The following is a 16,390-nucleotide window of genomic DNA, read 5'->3' on the forward strand; positions in this document are numbered from 1 at the left end:
CTGAATCCCTGCTTAGGCGTTTTTGCGGATGACTTGGCCGTCGCGGCACATCAGGCACGCGGCGACAATGTCGTCTTCCAGGTTCACGTCGAACTGACCTTCCTTGGTGAAGACCAGCTTCAGGAAGTCCAGCAGGTTACGGGCGTACAGCGCCGAAGCATCGGCCGCGACTTCACCGGCCAGGTTGGTCGGGCCGGCGATGGTGACGCCGTTCTCGATCACCACCTGATCAGCCACGGTCAGCGGACAGTTGCCACCCTGGGCTGCCGCGAGGTCGATGACCACCGAGCCGGGTTTCATCTGCGCGACGGTTTCAGCACTTAGCAAGGTCGGTGCCTTGCGGCCCGGAATCAATGCGGTGGTGATCACGATGTCGGCCTGCTTGGCGCGCTCATGCACCGCCTGGGCCTGGCGCTGCATCCAACTGGCCGGCATCGGTCGGGCATAACCGCCGACGCCGACCGCGCATTCACGCTCTTCGTCGGTCTCGTAAGGCACGTCGACGAACTTGGCGCCGAGGGATTCGATTTGCTCCTTCACCGCAGGGCGCACATCCGAAGCCTCAATCACGGCGCCCAGGCGCTTGGCCGTGGCAATCGCCTGCAACCCGGCCACGCCGGCGCCGAGAATCAGTACGCGCGCCGCTTTCACGGTGCCTGCGGCGGTCATCAGCATAGGCATGAAGCGCGGGTAGTGGTGGGCAGCCAGCAGCACGGCTTTGTAGCCGGCGATGTTCGCTTGCGACGACAGCACGTCCAGGCTCTGGGCGCGGGACGTACGCGGCGCGGCCTCAAGGGCGAAGGCGGTGATGCCGCGTTCGGCCAGCTTGGCGATGGTTTCGTTGTTGAACGGATTGAGCATGCCCACCAGAACGGTGCCGCTCTTGATCAGCGTCAGTTCGCTGTCGCTGGGAGCGACCACCTTAAGGATCAGCTCGGCCCCGAATGCATCACTGGCGCTGCCAATGGTTGCGCCCGCTGCCTCATAGGCACTGTCGATAACGCTGGCCTTGATACCGGCGCCACTTTGGACAGTGACTTTATGGCCTTGGCCGATCAACTTCTTGATGGTTTCCGGGGTAGCAGCAACCCGTGTTTCACCCGTTTGGGTTTCGAGGGGAACACCAATGTGCACGTCAAATCTCCTGCGTGATCTTATTGAGTAAACCCAGGCACTTCGGATGGTGCGACTGGGGCGGCCGATCAGCACGATCCCGCCAAACCAGGCGGGGCGCGGCATTTTGCAGGCGAAAATTCAGCCCTTCAAGGGATTATGACGGGTGACGGAAAATTAACTACAAGTCACCCTGTGACCGAATGTCGCAATTATCGATCGACAGCCCTTGTGGGCCGCGCTTTCCAAGGATTTAGGTTCAAATTGACAATTTTTCCCATCGGCCAGATGAATAAGCGCTGATGCGCTGCGCGATATGGCTCTAAGCCATGTATTTAGACGCTTTGGAGACTACTGCACGGGTTTCATAACAGATTGACTGAATGCGACATAAACTTATATCTGTAGCGACTTTTGTTAGTTGACTACCTAAGTAGGACTTTGGCTTTCCCTTATCAATCAAGGAGATAGCTCGTAGCTTGTTTCACCAGCCAATCACGAAAAGCTCGAAGAGAGGCGGATTCGACCTTTCGCTCTGGAATCATCAGGTAGTAGGCCTTGATGCTCGACAGCGCGTTACGGTTGGCCACCACTAAACGTTGCTCTGCAAGCTCGCGCTGAATCAAAAAGGGCGGAATCAGCGCAACGCCCATGTCGTGCATGGCCGCTTGGGCGAGCATGGAGAATAGTTCATAACGAGGGCCTGTCAGGTCTCGTGCAATGTTCAGGTTCTGAGCGTTGAACCACTGGCGCCACGCATACGGGCGAGTGGTCTGCTGGAGCAAGGGCAAATCGGCAATGGCCTCCGGTGTCAGGGTCTTCCGGTCACCCAGTAAAGCAGGGCTGCATACCGGCATCGGATTTTCGCCCATCAGCTTGTGGGATTCGGTACCGGACCAGTCCGCGTCACCAAAATAGATGGCGGCGTCAAACTCCGTGTCCGCAAAGAGAAAGGGGCGCGTGCGGTTGGTCAGGTTGACCGTGACTTCCGGATGTTGCTGCTGGAAGTCCTTGAGACGTGGCAGCAGCCATTGGGTGCCGAAGGTCGGAACCACGGCCAGTTCAATCACGTTCGCGCCGGTGTGCCCCATCACGGAAAGTGTGTCGCGCTCGACGGCATCCAGTTGGGTGGCAACCCGACGGCTGTAGGAAAGTCCTGCTTCGGTCAGTTTGACCCCACGGCGCGAGCGTCGAAAAAGCTCGACGCTGAGGAAATCCTCCAGGCTGGCGATCTGTCGGCAGATAGCGCCTTGCGTGAGAGAAAGCTCCTGCGCCGCCTTGGTGAAGCTTTCATGGCGTGCGGCAGCCTCGAAACTGACCAGGGCGGCGGTACTGGGGATTTTGCGGCGCATGTACGTAAGCCTCACTCAATAACTGCTTAAACAGGGTTTATGGCGTTTACGGAGTGAGAAATTAGCACAGCATAGTGCGTAATCCTCGTTTGCCCTTGTAGGAAACCGCGCCTAGGATCAATCCACGATTTTCATTTAATTGGCGAGGATTTTTTCATGGCCGGCAAAGCGAGCTTCAACTGGATCGATCCATTGTTGCTGGATCAGCAGCTCACCGAAGAAGAACGCATGATTCGCGACACTGCCGAGCAGTTCGCCCAGCAGAAACTGGCACCGCGAGTGCTGGAGGCGTTCCGCCATGAGAAAACCGACCCGGCGATTTTCCGCGAGATGGGCGAAGTGGGCCTGCTGGGGGCAACCATTCCTGAGCAGTACGGCGGCAGCGGGCTGAACTACGTCAGCTACGGCCTGATCGCGCGTGAAGTGGAGCGCGTCGATTCCGGCTATCGCTCGATGATGAGCGTGCAGTCCTCGCTGGTCATGGTGCCGATCAATGAATTCGGGACTGAAGCACAAAAGCAGAAGTATTTGCCGAAGCTGGCGTCTGGCGAGTGGATCGGCTGCTTTGGTCTGACCGAGCCGAACCATGGTTCCGACCCAGGCGCGATGAGTACTCGTGCGCGCAAAGTGGAAGGTGGCTACAGCCTGACGGGCAGCAAGATGTGGATCACCAACAGTCCGATCGCTGATGTCTTTGTCGTCTGGGGCAAGGACGATGCTGGCGATATCCGCGGTTTCGTTCTTGAAAAGGGCTGGAAGGGGCTGAGCGCGCCGGCTATCCATGGCAAGGTCGGGCTGCGCGCTTCGATCACCGGCGAAATCGTCATGGACAATGTATTCGTCCCGGAAGAGAACATTTTCCCCGATGTCCGTGGTCTTAAAGGCCCGTTTACTTGCCTGAACTCAGCGCGCTACGGGATCTCCTGGGGCGCTTTGGGAGCCGCTGAATTCTGCTGGCACACCGCTCGCCAATATACGCTGGATCGCCAGCAGTTCGGTCGTCCGCTCGCGGCCAATCAGTTGATCCAGAAGAAACTGGCCGACATGCAGACTGAAATCACGCTTGCGCTGCAGGGGTGCCTGCGTTTGGGGCGTATGAAAGATGAGGGCACGGCGGCAGTCGAGATTACCTCGATCATGAAGCGCAACTCCTGCGGCAAGTCGTTGGATATTGCTCGGATGGCGCGGGACATGCTGGGCGGCAACGGTATTTCCGATGAATTCGGTATCGCTCGTCATCTCGTAAACCTGGAAGTCGTGAACACCTACGAAGGCACGCACGACGTTCATGCGCTGATCCTGGGGCGTGCGCAAACCGGTATCCAGGCGTTCTATTAATAGGAGAACGGTCATGGGCGCGCTTTCGCATCTGCGGGTATTGGATTTATCGAGGGTTCTGGCCGGGCCGTGGGCCGGACAGATCCTGGCGGACCTGGGGGCTGACGTCATCAAGGTCGAGCGTCCCGGCAATGGTGACGATACGCGCGCCTGGGGGCCGCCCTTCCTGAAGGATGCCAGAGGCGAGAACACGACCGAAGCTGCCTATTATCTGTCGGCCAATCGCAACAAGCAGTCGGTGACCATCGACTTTACGCGGCCAGAGGGTCAGCGGCTGGTGCGGGAGCTGGCGGCCAAGTCCGATATCCTGATCGAGAATTTCAAGGTGGGCGGCCTGGCTGCGTATGGCCTGGACTATGACTCGCTGAAGGCGATCAATCCGCAGTTGATCTACTGCTCGATCACCGGGTTCGGACAGACCGGCCCTTATGCCAAGCGCGCCGGGTATGACTTCATGATCCAGGGATTGGGGGGCTTGATGAGCCTGACCGGTCGCCCAGAGGGGGATGAGGGCGCGGGGCCGGTGAAGGTGGGGGTTGCGCTGACGGATATCCTCACGGGGTTGTACTCGACGGCTGCCATTTTGGCGGCGCTGGCTCATCGGGATCATGCCGGCGGAGGGCAGCACATCGACATGGCCTTGCTGGATGTCCAGGTGGCTTGCCTGGCCAACCAGGCGATGAACTACCTGACTACAGGCAATGCGCCGAAGCGGCTGGGCAATGCTCATCCGAACATCGTGCCTTATCAGGATTTTCCTACGGCTGACGGCGACTTCATCCTTACTGTGGGTAATGACGGTCAGTTCCGCAAGTTCGCTGAGGTGGCCGGGCAGCCGCAGTGGGCTGATGATCCGCGTTTTGCCACGAACAAGCTGCGGGTCGCAAACCGTGCGGTGTTGATTCCGTTGATCCGCCAGGCCACGGTGTTCAAGACCACCGCTGAGTGGGTGGTCCAGTTGGAGCAGGCAGGTGTGCCGTGCGGGCCAATCAACGACCTTGCCCAAGTGTTTGCCGACCCTCAGGTGCAAGCGCGTGGATTGGCAATGGAATTGCCTCATCTATTGGCTGGTAGCGTGCCGCAGGTGGCCAGCCCGATTCGATTGTCCGAGACGCCGGTGGAGTATCGCAATGCGCCCCCTTTATTAGGGGAGCATACGTTGGAGATATTGCAGCGAGTGTTGGGGTTGGATGAAGCGGCAGTGGCGGCATTCAGGGAGGCAGGGGTTATTTGAGCGTTCTCTTCTATATAGAGGGGTTTTTAAAAGGCGATTTCCGGTGCTGCGCAACTTATTGATAGAAAAGCGAAATTAAGGGTTGACGGCAGATTCTGGAAGTCTATAATTCGCCCCACTTCCGGCGCAGTCGAAACGGAAAACTCCTTGAGATTCAAGGAGTTAAGTAGGTTTCGAAGGTGTTGGGCTTCAGTTCGTCGAAGCCCGGAAGGAGCAGGTAGAGCGGTGTTGTTTGGCTCTATCGGCGGTTCGATCTTCTCGGTCGAAAGCGGTGAAAAAGAGGTGTTGACAGCAGCGAGTAACGCTGTAGAATTCGCCTCCCGCTAACGAGAGATCGGAAGCGCAAGTGGTTGAAGTTGTTGATGTTTCCGAAGCGAAACTTTGAAAACTTCTTAAAATAACCGCTTGACAGATACACGGGGCGCTGTAGAATGCGCGCCTCGGTTGAGACGAAAGACTCGGCCAACCGCTCTTTAACAACTGAATCAAGCAATTCGTGTGGGTGCTTGTGGAGTCAGACTGCTAGTCAACAGATTATCAGCATCACAAGTTACTCCGCGAGAAATCAAAGATGTAACCAACGATTGCTGAGCCAAGTTTAGGGTTTTCTCAAAACCCAAAGATGTTTGAACTGAAGAGTTTGATCATGGCTCAGATTGAACGCTGGCGGCAGGCCTAACACATGCAAGTCGAGCGGTAGAGAGGTGCTTGCACCTCTTGAGAGCGGCGGACGGGTGAGTAATGCCTAGGAATCTGCCTGGTAGTGGGGGATAACGCTCGGAAACGGACGCTAATACCGCATACGTCCTACGGGAGAAAGCAGGGGACCTTCGGGCCTTGCGCTATCAGATGAGCCTAGGTCGGATTAGCTAGTTGGTGGGGTAATGGCTCACCAAGGCGACGATCCGTAACTGGTCTGAGAGGATGATCAGTCACACTGGAACTGAGACACGGTCCAGACTCCTACGGGAGGCAGCAGTGGGGAATATTGGACAATGGGCGAAAGCCTGATCCAGCCATGCCGCGTGTGTGAAGAAGGTCTTCGGATTGTAAAGCACTTTAAGTTGGGAGGAAGGGCATTAACCTAATACGTTAGTGTTTTGACGTTACCGACAGAATAAGCACCGGCTAACTCTGTGCCAGCAGCCGCGGTAATACAGAGGGTGCAAGCGTTAATCGGAATTACTGGGCGTAAAGCGCGCGTAGGTGGTTCGTTAAGTTGGATGTGAAAGCCCCGGGCTCAACCTGGGAACTGCATTCAAAACTGTCGAGCTAGAGTATGGTAGAGGGTGGTGGAATTTCCTGTGTAGCGGTGAAATGCGTAGATATAGGAAGGAACACCAGTGGCGAAGGCGACCACCTGGACTGATACTGACACTGAGGTGCGAAAGCGTGGGGAGCAAACAGGATTAGATACCCTGGTAGTCCACGCCGTAAACGATGTCAACTAGCCGTTGGGAGCCTTGAGCTCTTAGTGGCGCAGCTAACGCATTAAGTTGACCGCCTGGGGAGTACGGCCGCAAGGTTAAAACTCAAATGAATTGACGGGGGCCCGCACAAGCGGTGGAGCATGTGGTTTAATTCGAAGCAACGCGAAGAACCTTACCAGGCCTTGACATCCAATGAACTTTCCAGAGATGGATTGGTGCCTTCGGGAACATTGAGACAGGTGCTGCATGGCTGTCGTCAGCTCGTGTCGTGAGATGTTGGGTTAAGTCCCGTAACGAGCGCAACCCTTGTCCTTAGTTACCAGCACGTAATGGTGGGCACTCTAAGGAGACTGCCGGTGACAAACCGGAGGAAGGTGGGGATGACGTCAAGTCATCATGGCCCTTACGGCCTGGGCTACACACGTGCTACAATGGTCGGTACAGAGGGTTGCCAAGCCGCGAGGTGGAGCTAATCCCACAAAACCGATCGTAGTCCGGATCGCAGTCTGCAACTCGACTGCGTGAAGTCGGAATCGCTAGTAATCGCGAATCAGAATGTCGCGGTGAATACGTTCCCGGGCCTTGTACACACCGCCCGTCACACCATGGGAGTGGGTTGCACCAGAAGTAGCTAGTCTAACCTTCGGGAGGACGGTTACCACGGTGTGATTCATGACTGGGGTGAAGTCGTAACAAGGTAGCCGTAGGGGAACCTGCGGCTGGATCACCTCCTTAATCGACGACCGCAGCTGCTCCATGAGCTCCCACACGAATTGCTTGATTCATTGAAGAAGACGAAAGAAGCAGCCAAAAGGGTTGTAGCTTGGTTGGTTAGAGCGCACCCCATGCTCTGTGGTAAAGAGCAGGGTGAGGTCGGCCTTAGTAGCTCGAAATTGGGTCTGTAGCTCAGTTGGTTAGAGCGCACCCCTGATAAGGGTGAGGTCGGCAGTTCGAATCTGCCCAGACCCACCAATTTTGTGTGGGAAACGCCTGTAGAAATACGGGGCCATAGCTCAGCTGGGAGAGCGCCTGCCTTGCACGCAGGAGGTCAGCGGTTCGATCCCGCTTGGCTCCACCACTACTGCTTCGATTGTATAAAGCTTAGAAATGAGCATTCCATCGGTTTGATGGTGAATGTTGATTTCTAGTCTTTGACTAGTTCGTTCTTTAAAAATTTGGGTATGTGATAGAAAGATAGACTGAACGTTACTTTCACTGGTAACGGATCAGGCTAAGGTAAAATTTGTGAGTTCTCTTAATTGAGAAATTCGAATTTTCGGCGAATGTCGTCTTCACAGTATAACCAGATTGCTTGGGGTTATATGGTCAAGTGAAGAAGCGCATACGGTGGATGCCTTGGCAGTCAGAGGCGATGAAAGACGTGGTAGCCTGCGAAAAGCTTCGGGGAGTCGGCAAACAGACTTTGATCCGGAGATGTCTGAATGGGGGAACCCAGCCATCATAAGATGGTTATCTTGTACTGAATACATAGGTGCAAGAGGCGAACCAGGGGAACTGAAACATCTAAGTACCCTGAGGAAAAGAAATCAACCGAGATTCCCTTAGTAGTGGCGAGCGAACGGGGACTAGCCCTTAAGCTTCTTTGATTTTAGCGGAACGCTCTGGAAAGTGCGGCCATAGTGGGTGATAGCCCTGTACGCGAAAGGATCTTAGAAGTGAAATCGAGTAGGACGGAGCACGAGAAACTTTGTCTGAATATGGGGGGACCATCCTCCAAGGCTAAATACTACTGACTGACCGATAGTGAACTAGTACCGTGAGGGAAAGGCGAAAAGAACCCCGGAGAGGGGAGTGAAATAGATCCTGAAACCGTATGCGTACAAGCAGTGGGAGCCCACTTTGTTGGGTGACTGCGTACCTTTTGTATAATGGGTCAGCGACTTATTTTCAGTGGCGAGCTTAACCGAATAGGGGAGGCGTAGCGAAAGCGAGTCTTAATAGGGCGTCTAGTCGCTGGGAATAGACCCGAAACCGGGCGATCTATCCATGGGCAGGTTGAAGGTTGGGTAACACTAACTGGAGGACCGAACCGACTACCGTTGAAAAGTTAGCGGATGACCTGTGGATCGGAGTGAAAGGCTAATCAAGCTCGGAGATAGCTGGTTCTCCTCGAAAGCTATTTAGGTAGCGCCTCATGTATCACTGTAGGGGGTAGAGCACTGTTTCGGCTAGGGGGTCATCCCGACTTACCAAACCGATGCAAACTCCGAATACCTACAAGTGCCGAGCATGGGAGACACACGGCGGGTGCTAACGTCCGTCGTGAAAAGGGAAACAACCCAGACCGTCAGCTAAGGTCCCAAAGTTATGGTTAAGTGGGAAACGATGTGGGAAGGCTTAGACAGCTAGGAGGTTGGCTTAGAAGCAGCCACCCTTTAAAGAAAGCGTAATAGCTCACTAGTCGAGTCGGCCTGCGCGGAAGATGTAACGGGGCTCAAACCATACACCGAAGCTACGGGTATCACGTAAGTGATGCGGTAGAGGAGCGTTCTGTAAGCCTGTGAAGGTGAGTTGAGAAGCTTGCTGGAGGTATCAGAAGTGCGAATGCTGACATGAGTAACGACAATGGGTGTGAAAAACACCCACGCCGAAAGACCAAGGTTTCCTGCGCAACGTTAATCGACGCAGGGTTAGTCGGTCCCTAAGGCGAGGCTGAAAAGCGTAGTCGATGGAAAACAGGTTAATATTCCTGTACTTCTGGTTATTGCGATGGAGGGACGGAGAAGGCTAGGCCAGCTTGGCGTTGGTTGTCCAAGTTTAAGGTGGTAGGCTGAGATCTTAGGTAAATCCGGGATCTTAAGGCCGAGAGCTGATGACGAGTTACCCTTTGGGTGACGAAGTGGTTGATGCCATGCTTCCAAGAAAAGCTTCTAAGCTTCAGGTAACCAGGAACCGTACCCCAAACCGACACAGGTGGTTGGGTAGAGAATACCAAGGCGCTTGAGAGAACTCGGGTGAAGGAACTAGGCAAAATGGCACCGTAACTTCGGGAGAAGGTGCGCCGGTGAGGGTGAAGCACTTGCTGCGTAAGCCCACGCCGGTCGAAGATACCAGGCCGCTGCGACTGTTTATTAAAAACACAGCACTCTGCAAACACGAAAGTGGACGTATAGGGTGTGACGCCTGCCCGGTGCCGGAAGGTTAATTGATGGGGTTAGCTAACGCGAAGCTCTTGATCGAAGCCCCGGTAAACGGCGGCCGTAACTATAACGGTCCTAAGGTAGCGAAATTCCTTGTCGGGTAAGTTCCGACCTGCACGAATGGCGTAACGATGGCGGCGCTGTCTCCACCCGAGACTCAGTGAAATTGAAATCGCTGTGAAGATGCAGTGTATCCGCGGCTAGACGGAAAGACCCCGTGAACCTTTACTATAGCTTTGCACTGGACTTTGAATTTGCTTGTGTAGGATAGGTGGGAGGCTTTGAAGCGTGGACGCCAGTCTGCGTGGAGCCATCCTTGAAATACCACCCTGGCAACTTTGAGGTTCTAACTCAGGTCCGTTATCCGGATCGAGGACAGTGTATGGTGGGTAGTTTGACTGGGGCGGTCTCCTCCTAAAGAGTAACGGAGGAGTACGAAGGTGCGCTCAGACCGGTCGGAAATCGGTCGTAGAGTATAAAGGCAAAAGCGCGCTTGACTGCGAGACAGACACGTCGAGCAGGTACGAAAGTAGGTCTTAGTGATCCGGTGGTTCTGTATGGAAGGGCCATCGCTCAACGGATAAAAGGTACTCCGGGGATAACAGGCTGATACCGCCCAAGAGTTCATATCGACGGCGGTGTTTGGCACCTCGATGTCGGCTCATCACATCCTGGGGCTGAAGCCGGTCCCAAGGGTATGGCTGTTCGCCATTTAAAGTGGTACGCGAGCTGGGTTTAGAACGTCGTGAGACAGTTCGGTCCCTATCTGCCGTGGACGTTTGAGATTTGAGAGGGGCTGCTCCTAGTACGAGAGGACCGGAGTGGACGAACCTCTGGTGTTCCGGTTGTCACGCCAGTGGCATTGCCGGGTAGCTATGTTCGGGAAAGATAACCGCTGAAAGCATCTAAGCGGGAAACTTGCCTCAAGATGAGATCTCACTGGGACCTTGAGTCCCCTGAAGGGCCGTCGAAGACTACGACGTTGATAGGCAGGGTGTGTAAGCGCTGTGAGGCGTTGAGCTAACCTGTACTAATTGCCCGTGAGGCTTGACCATATAACACCCAAGCAATTTGCTGACTCGAAAGAGCACCAGATTGCGGTGTGTGAAGACGAAACGAACCGAAAGTTCGAATCTCACAAAACACCAAAAGCTGTCACATACCCAATTTGCTGAAGCGCGGCCATCAGGCCACGACTCAGTACCCGAATTTCTTGACGACCATAGAGCATTGGAACCACCTGATCCCATCCCGAACTCAGCAGTGAAACGATGCATCGCCGATGGTAGTGTGGGGTTTCCCCATGTGAGAGTAGGTCATCGTCAAGATTAAATTCCGAAACCCCTATCTGCTGATGCAGGTAGGGGTTTTGTTTTAGTAAAAGTCATCGATTTTACCGACACGTTGCTGTTGAACGGGTTGGACACCGAATTTCTTGACGACCATAGAGCATTGGAACCACCTGATCCCATCCCGAACTCAGCAGTGAAACGATGCATCGCCGATGGTAGTGTGGGGTTTCCCCATGTGAGAGTAGGTCATCGTCAAGATTGAATTCCCAGAACCCCTGTCTGCTGATGCAGACAGGGGTTTTGTCGTTTTTGGGCCGGTAATCGGATCGAGCCTCTGATGCCCCGGCAAACCCCCAATGCCGTTGCTATGCTGTTGTAGTCGGGCTTTGGCGACCCAAAAGCCCGCGACGGTCACTGGTCATGGGGATTCCAATAATGAAAAACCCTTATGCTCCCGGCTTTTGGTGTGCGACTGCGGCATTGCTGCTGCTGTCAGCCACTTATTTCTATGGCGTCATGCTCACCCATCAGATCGACAAGGCGCTCTTGTTCCTCGATAGCGCAGCGGCGTTGATTGGCGTGATATCCATTGCAGTTGTGGCCTGGGCATCGCTTCAGGGCCAACGCATCAAGAAAAAACACCTCGAGCAAGGCAAGACCCTGGTGCTGATTTGGGACACCAAAGTGGCGCTGCGCCGTGTCGAAACGGTGTTTGACCGCTATTTCTGGGGCAGCTATTGGCAGCCAGGCCGCACCTTCCAGGAAGTCATGGGCGAGCTCACCGGCACCCCGCTGGAGAAAAGCCTGGAGGCCCTGAAAACCCAATGCGCAGCCCTGGACAAGCAAGTCACCCAAGAAGGCTGGCATTGGCTCAACAACGCCCGTGAATTGTGTGACGTGGCTAACGCCATGGCCCGGGAGCGCTATCAACTGGACTTTTGCGATTCACGCGCAGAGTCATCGGGTGCGGCGGTGATCAATCGCGATTTTGAAGTGCTGGTGTACACCTGGACGGCCCGACTCAAGACTTTCGATCATCAGCTCGACGAGATCGAAGTCCAATATTCGTAGACCACCTCTCAAGAAAACGTTTTTACCCCTATAAACATTGGGCCCGCAAGGGTGCCTGATGGTAATCTCCCCTCCTCTTTACGGCGTCGAGCCACACCCTTCGCGGGTCAGGGAAGACGACGGCTTTCTTCAACCATGGATATCGATCGGGTCACTCATGAATAAATCAGCAAGCGTACTTCTGGGAATCGTTGTGGCTGTCGGAGCTATCAGCGCGGGTGGCGCCTGGTACACCGGAACCAAACTCGAAGGCGTGTTGAAAAATGCTATTGCCGATAGCAATAAGCAGATGCAAACAGCCTTGTCCGGATCCAACAGCACTGCCGCCCTGGAGCTGGTTTCCATGGACCGTGGCACATTCAGCAGCACCGCCCACTACCGCCTCAAAGGCGAAGGCGAGATATTCGGTGGCGAGTCGGTCGAGCTGCTCTTCGTCGACCGGATCGAGCACGGCCCACTGCCATTCTCGCGTTTGATTACGCTCAAGTGGCTGCCGGTCATGGCCACCAGTCATACCGCGCTCGAGCGCAATCCACTGACAGACAAGTGGTTCGCTGCCACCAAGGACCAGTCCCCGCTTAAAGGCGTGGTCAACCTGGGTTACGACGAGTCCATCAACGGCACCTACGAGCTGCTGCCATTGGAGACGAAGCTGGATGAGCAATCCCAGCTCACCTTCTCCGGCCTGAAGATCGACGTGGCCGCCAGCGCCCAGGGACAGAAGGTCAAGGCTGACGGCTACATGGACAGCTTCAAGTTGACCACCGTCGCCGAAGACCAGACACCTGTGCAGGTCGAGCTGAACGGCCTGACATTGGCCAGTAACCTGAGCAAAAGTACCTACGGTTACTACATGGGTGACAACACCCTGCTGATGAGCAGCACCAAGGCCACCTTTGGCGAGCCGAAGTCGGTGCTGGGCCTGAAGAACTTCGAAATGAAGAACAGCAGCAGCGAGAACGGCACCAGCGCTTCGGGGCGTGCCGATTACAAGATCGGTGAGTTGTCGTTCAACGACAAGACCATTGGTTCGGCGCAGATGGCGGTCAGCCTGAAGAACCTGGACATCCCGGCCACCATGTCGCTGATGCAGATTTACCAAACCAAGCTGCAACCCTACGAAAAAGCCGCTGCCGAGGCTGCGGCGGCCGGTGAGCCAGCGCCAGAGTTGAGCCTGACCGAAGCCGAGGAAGCCCAGGTCAAGGCCGACCTGGAAAAACTCCTGGCCGGTGCTCCGCAAGTGGCCTTGGAAAACCTGTCGTTCAACACCGCCAACGGTGAAAGCCGTGCCAGCCTGATCGTTGATCTGGCCAAGCCACAGTCCATGGACTTGCCACCGGATGAATTGGGCCGTCAGTTGCTCGCCCTGCTGGATTTCAATCTCAAGGTTTCCAAGCCGATGCTGGTGGACCTGATGACCGTGCAGGCACAGATGGAAGGCCAGACGGATGCCAAGCTGATCGCCGATCAAGCCACCGCCACCAGCGACATGTTCAGTGCGATGGCAGTGGGTACTCAGCTGGCGACCCTTGAAGGCAATGATGTGGTCACCAAGCTGCACTATGCCAACAATCAGGTCGACTTCAACGGCCAGAAAATGACCGTTGAGCAATTCACGGCATTCGTGATGAGCAAGCTGGGTGGTGGCGTCGCCCTCCAGTAAGCATTCGAGCAATACCCCAAGCCCGGCCTTTGCATGACGCATAGGCCGGGTTTTTTTATGGCCACCGATCAGCCCTGCGCCGAAATCTGTATCGATTCTGAAGAATTGTGGCGTTCCTGAATATGCCCCGTCCGGGAGTGCAAGACTAGGCCCATTAGAGCTTGGCTGGATTCCTTGATCCGGCTTCCTGTTTGATGGGCAAGGGGGCACTGCGACCCGGCTGGCCATGTAAGGATGCTGACGAATGCCGCGTACTGTGGGTCCTTTTATTCATCGTGGTTTGCGCCCGTTGTTTCGCGTCGCGCTGTGCAGCCAATTGTGCTTGCCGATGCTGGTGCTTGCCGATACCGCCTATGACCAAATGGTGCTCGATGCCCGTGCGGGCCATTACACGCCTGCACTGAGCGCGCTGCGCCAGGTGCCGGCCGACCGGGCCAGCGCCGCGCAGATCAGTGACCACCTGCAAATCGCCAGTTGGGCCGGTCTCGACGCCGAGGTGGTGAAAGTCTATGAGGCCCAGGGCCGTTATCGAACGCTGCCCGTTCAGGCGTTGACTGCAACGGCGCGTGCCTATCGCAACCTCAAGCGCTGGGATTCGGCGGCCGAGCTGTACCGCCAGGCCTTGGTGATCGACCCTCAGAATCCTGATTTGCAACTTGGCCTGGCCTTGACCCAGGCCGATGCAGGCCGGCCCGACGAAGCTGTCACGCGCGCCAAGGCCCTGGTGGCTGCCAAGCCAACAGATCCGATGCGTCGGCTGGCCCTGGGTTATGCCTTGACCCGCGCCGACAGCCCCCACGAAGCGCTGTTTGAATACGACCAGGCCTTCACCCGCGCCGGCAACAGCCCAGAGGTGGCACGCGAATACATCTACGCCCTGCAACGCGCGCGGCTGCCGGAGCCGGCGCTGCGCCTGGCGCGTCTACAGCCGGGGTTGATCGACCGTGGCGTGCAGCGGCGCCTGGAGGGTGACGTCGCGGCCGAACGGGTGCGCCTGGCGGACATGGCCAGCCGCAGCGAACAGGAGCGCTTCGTCATTGCCGACCGCGCCCTGGCCGACTACGACAAGTTGCTCGCCACATGGACTCCGGTAGCCGAAGCCAAAGACGACGTGCTCCGTTGGCGCATCGATCGCATGGGCGCCCTCAATGCCCGTGCCCGTCGGGCCGAAGTGATTGCCGAATATCAGAAGTTGCTCGCCGAGGGTGTGAGCATTCCTACCTATGCCCTGCGCTGGGTGGCTTCTTCTTATCTGGAACAGCGAGAGCCGGAGATCGCCGTCGACCTGTACCGCTGGGTCCTGATCGCGCCGGATGCCGATCCTGCGGAGCGCTTTGAAGACAGCACCGCGCTCTACTACGCGTTGTTGGAAAGTGAAAAGTCCGAAGAGGCCCGTGCCCTGGCCGAAGACATGGCGAAAGCCCAGCGTCCACGCGTCGAGCTCAAGGGTCTGCCGATCGGTAACCCCAACGATGAATGGATGGACGCCCAGCAACTCGCTGCCCAGGCCGGCACCTACGGCGCCGACCTGCCTTCTGCCGAAGCCCGCCTGGAAACCCTGGTCAATCAAGGTCCCGGGAACACGGGTATGCGCCTGGCCCAGGCCGATCTGTACCAGGCCCGTGACTGGCCGCGCCGTTCGGAAAGCCTGCTCAAGGAAGTCGAGGCGACGATCCCGCGCAACCGTGATCTGGAAGTCGCCCAGGCGCGTGCCGCCATGGATTTGCAGGAATGGCGGCAGATGGATGCGCTGACCGACGACGTGATCGCCCGCTACCCGGAAAATGCCCACGTCAAACGCCTGCAACGCCAGCGTGAGGTCCACGACATGGCCGAGCTGCGCATCGAGGCCTATACCGGCAAGAGCTATGGCGGTGGTAGCGGTGACGCCGGTGCTGTCACAGGCAGCCGGGACTTTGGCATCGAAACGCTGCTCTACAGCCCGCCCATGGATGAAGACTGGCGGTTGTTCGGCGGTGCCGGTTACGCCACCGGTGATTTCGAGGAAGGCACCGGCCATCACCGTTGGCAGCGCCTGGGTGTGGAACGTCGCACCCGCGACATGACGCTGGAGGCCGAGGTGTCCAATCACTCTTATGGTTCCGGTGACAAGCAGGGCGCGCGTGTGGCGGTGGCTCGGGATGTCGACGATCACTGGCAGTACGGCGGCAGTTTGGATTATCTCTCTGCCAATACCCCGCTGCGGGCCCTCAACAGCGGTATTCGCGCCAATGGCGGGAGCGGCTTCGTCCGGTGGCGTGCCCATGAAAGCCGTGAGTGGCGGCTGGCTGTCAGCCCGTCCCATTTCAGCGACGGCAACAACCGCCTCGAAGCCCTGCTGACGGGTCGCGAGGGCATCTACAGCGCGCCGCGCCTGCAGGTGGAACTGGGCCTGGAAGTGGGCGCCAGCCGCAACAGCGGCTCCAACGAAGTGCCTTATTTCAATCCGGAATCGGATTTCAGCGTCATGCCGACCGTGAGCGCCAACCACGTGTTGTACCGCCGCTACGAAACCACGTGGAGCCAGCAATTCCAGGCCGGCGCGGGTACCTACAGCCAGCGCGACTACGGCACGGGGGCCATGGGATTGCTCAGCTACGGTCAGCGTTTCATCTGGAACGACGTACTGGAAACCGGTGCCGCGCTGAGCTGGCTCAACCGCCCCTACGACGGCGATCGTGAAAGCGATCTGCGCCTGCTTGTCGACCTCACCTATCGCTTCTAGAAGAGTTTGAA

The 16,390-nt window shown here is 56.6% G+C and carries 7 protein-coding genes, 2 tRNA genes and 4 rRNA genes; 11 read left to right on the forward strand and 2 right to left on the reverse strand.

The window, feature by feature from the left end:
* Nucleotides 1-12: 12 nt before the first annotated feature.
* On the reverse strand, nucleotides 13-1,134 hold the full coding sequence (locus J3P85_RS00350) for a Re/Si-specific NAD(P)(+) transhydrogenase subunit alpha (RefSeq protein ID WP_434704501.1): 1,122 nt from the start codon (nucleotides 1,132-1,134) through the stop codon (nucleotides 13-15).
* Between the two features lie 434 nt (nucleotides 1,135-1,568).
* Nucleotides 1,569-2,465 carry a LysR family transcriptional regulator gene (locus J3P85_RS00355; RefSeq protein WP_434704503.1) on the reverse strand — a complete coding sequence of 299 codons (897 nt, stop codon included), beginning with the start codon at nucleotides 2,463-2,465 and terminating at the stop codon, nucleotides 1,569-1,571.
* 156 nt (nucleotides 2,466-2,621) lie between these two features.
* On the opposite strand from J3P85_RS00355, the gene J3P85_RS00360 reads away from it, so the two are divergent.
* The 11 genes from J3P85_RS00360 to pgaA all read left to right on the forward strand — a co-directional run bounded on the left by J3P85_RS00360 (nucleotide 2,622) and on the right by pgaA (nucleotide 16,379).
* Nucleotides 2,622-3,803: an acyl-CoA dehydrogenase gene (locus J3P85_RS00360; RefSeq protein WP_434704504.1), complete on the forward strand. Its 1,182-nt coding sequence runs from the start codon at nucleotides 2,622-2,624 to the stop codon at nucleotides 3,801-3,803.
* 13 nt (nucleotides 3,804-3,816) lie between these two features.
* Nucleotides 3,817-5,037, forward strand: coding sequence for a CaiB/BaiF CoA transferase family protein (locus J3P85_RS00365; RefSeq protein WP_434704505.1), 1,221 nt, complete (start codon nucleotides 3,817-3,819; stop codon nucleotides 5,035-5,037).
* A gap of 628 nt (nucleotides 5,038-5,665) precedes the next feature.
* A 16S ribosomal RNA gene (locus J3P85_RS00370) occupies nucleotides 5,666-7,202 on the forward strand.
* Between the two features lie 160 nt (nucleotides 7,203-7,362).
* Nucleotides 7,363-7,439: transfer RNA gene (locus tag J3P85_RS00375), tRNA-Ile, on the forward strand.
* Nucleotides 7,440-7,469: 30 nt separating this feature from the next.
* Nucleotides 7,470-7,545, forward strand: a tRNA-Ala gene (locus tag J3P85_RS00380).
* 246 nt (nucleotides 7,546-7,791) lie between these two features.
* Nucleotides 7,792-10,683, forward strand: a 23S ribosomal RNA gene (locus J3P85_RS00385).
* A gap of 157 nt (nucleotides 10,684-10,840) precedes the next feature.
* A 5S ribosomal RNA gene (gene rrf / locus J3P85_RS00390) occupies nucleotides 10,841-10,956 on the forward strand.
* Nucleotides 10,957-11,062: 106 nt separating this feature from the next.
* A 5S ribosomal RNA gene (gene rrf / locus J3P85_RS00395) occupies nucleotides 11,063-11,178 on the forward strand.
* The 16S, 23S and 5S rRNA genes sit together here with 2 tRNA genes alongside, the layout of an rRNA operon.
* A 177-nt stretch (nucleotides 11,179-11,355) precedes the next feature.
* Nucleotides 11,356-11,991 carry an NADH:ubiquinone oxidoreductase subunit N gene (locus J3P85_RS00400; RefSeq protein WP_434704506.1) on the forward strand — a complete coding sequence of 212 codons (636 nt, stop codon included), beginning with the start codon at nucleotides 11,356-11,358 and terminating at the stop codon, nucleotides 11,989-11,991.
* 157 nt (nucleotides 11,992-12,148) lie between these two features.
* On the forward strand, nucleotides 12,149-13,654 hold the full coding sequence (locus J3P85_RS00405; RefSeq protein WP_250965505.1) for a YdgA family protein: 1,506 nt from the start codon (nucleotides 12,149-12,151) through the stop codon (nucleotides 13,652-13,654).
* Between the two features lie 244 nt (nucleotides 13,655-13,898).
* Nucleotides 13,899-16,379: a poly-beta-1,6 N-acetyl-D-glucosamine export porin PgaA gene (gene pgaA / locus J3P85_RS00410; RefSeq protein WP_434704507.1), complete on the forward strand. Its 2,481-nt coding sequence runs from the start codon at nucleotides 13,899-13,901 to the stop codon at nucleotides 16,377-16,379.
* Nucleotides 16,380-16,390: the final 11 nt, after the last annotated feature.

Source organism: Pseudomonas sp. Z1-12, from assembly GCF_051132015.1.
GTDB classification, from domain to species: Bacteria; Pseudomonadota; Gammaproteobacteria; order Pseudomonadales; family Pseudomonadaceae; genus Aquipseudomonas; species Aquipseudomonas zanjanensis.

Coding starts and splice junctions, on each gene's coding strand:
- J3P85_RS00365 (WP_434704505.1), top strand. CDS start 3,817: ATGGGCGCGCTTTCGCATCTGCGGGTATTGGATTTATCGAGGGTTCTG.
- J3P85_RS00400 (WP_434704506.1), top strand. CDS start 11,356: ATGAAAAACCCTTATGCTCCCGGCTTTTGGTGTGCGACTGCGGCATTG.
- J3P85_RS00405 (WP_250965505.1), top strand. CDS start 12,149: ATGAATAAATCAGCAAGCGTACTTCTGGGAATCGTTGTGGCTGTCGGA.
- pgaA (WP_434704507.1), top strand. CDS start 13,899: ATGCCGCGTACTGTGGGTCCTTTTATTCATCGTGGTTTGCGCCCGTTG.
- J3P85_RS00355 (WP_434704503.1), bottom strand. CDS start 2,465: ATGCGCCGCAAAATCCCCAGTACCGCCGCCCTGGTCAGTTTCGAGGCT.
- J3P85_RS00360 (WP_434704504.1), top strand. CDS start 2,622: ATGGCCGGCAAAGCGAGCTTCAACTGGATCGATCCATTGTTGCTGGAT.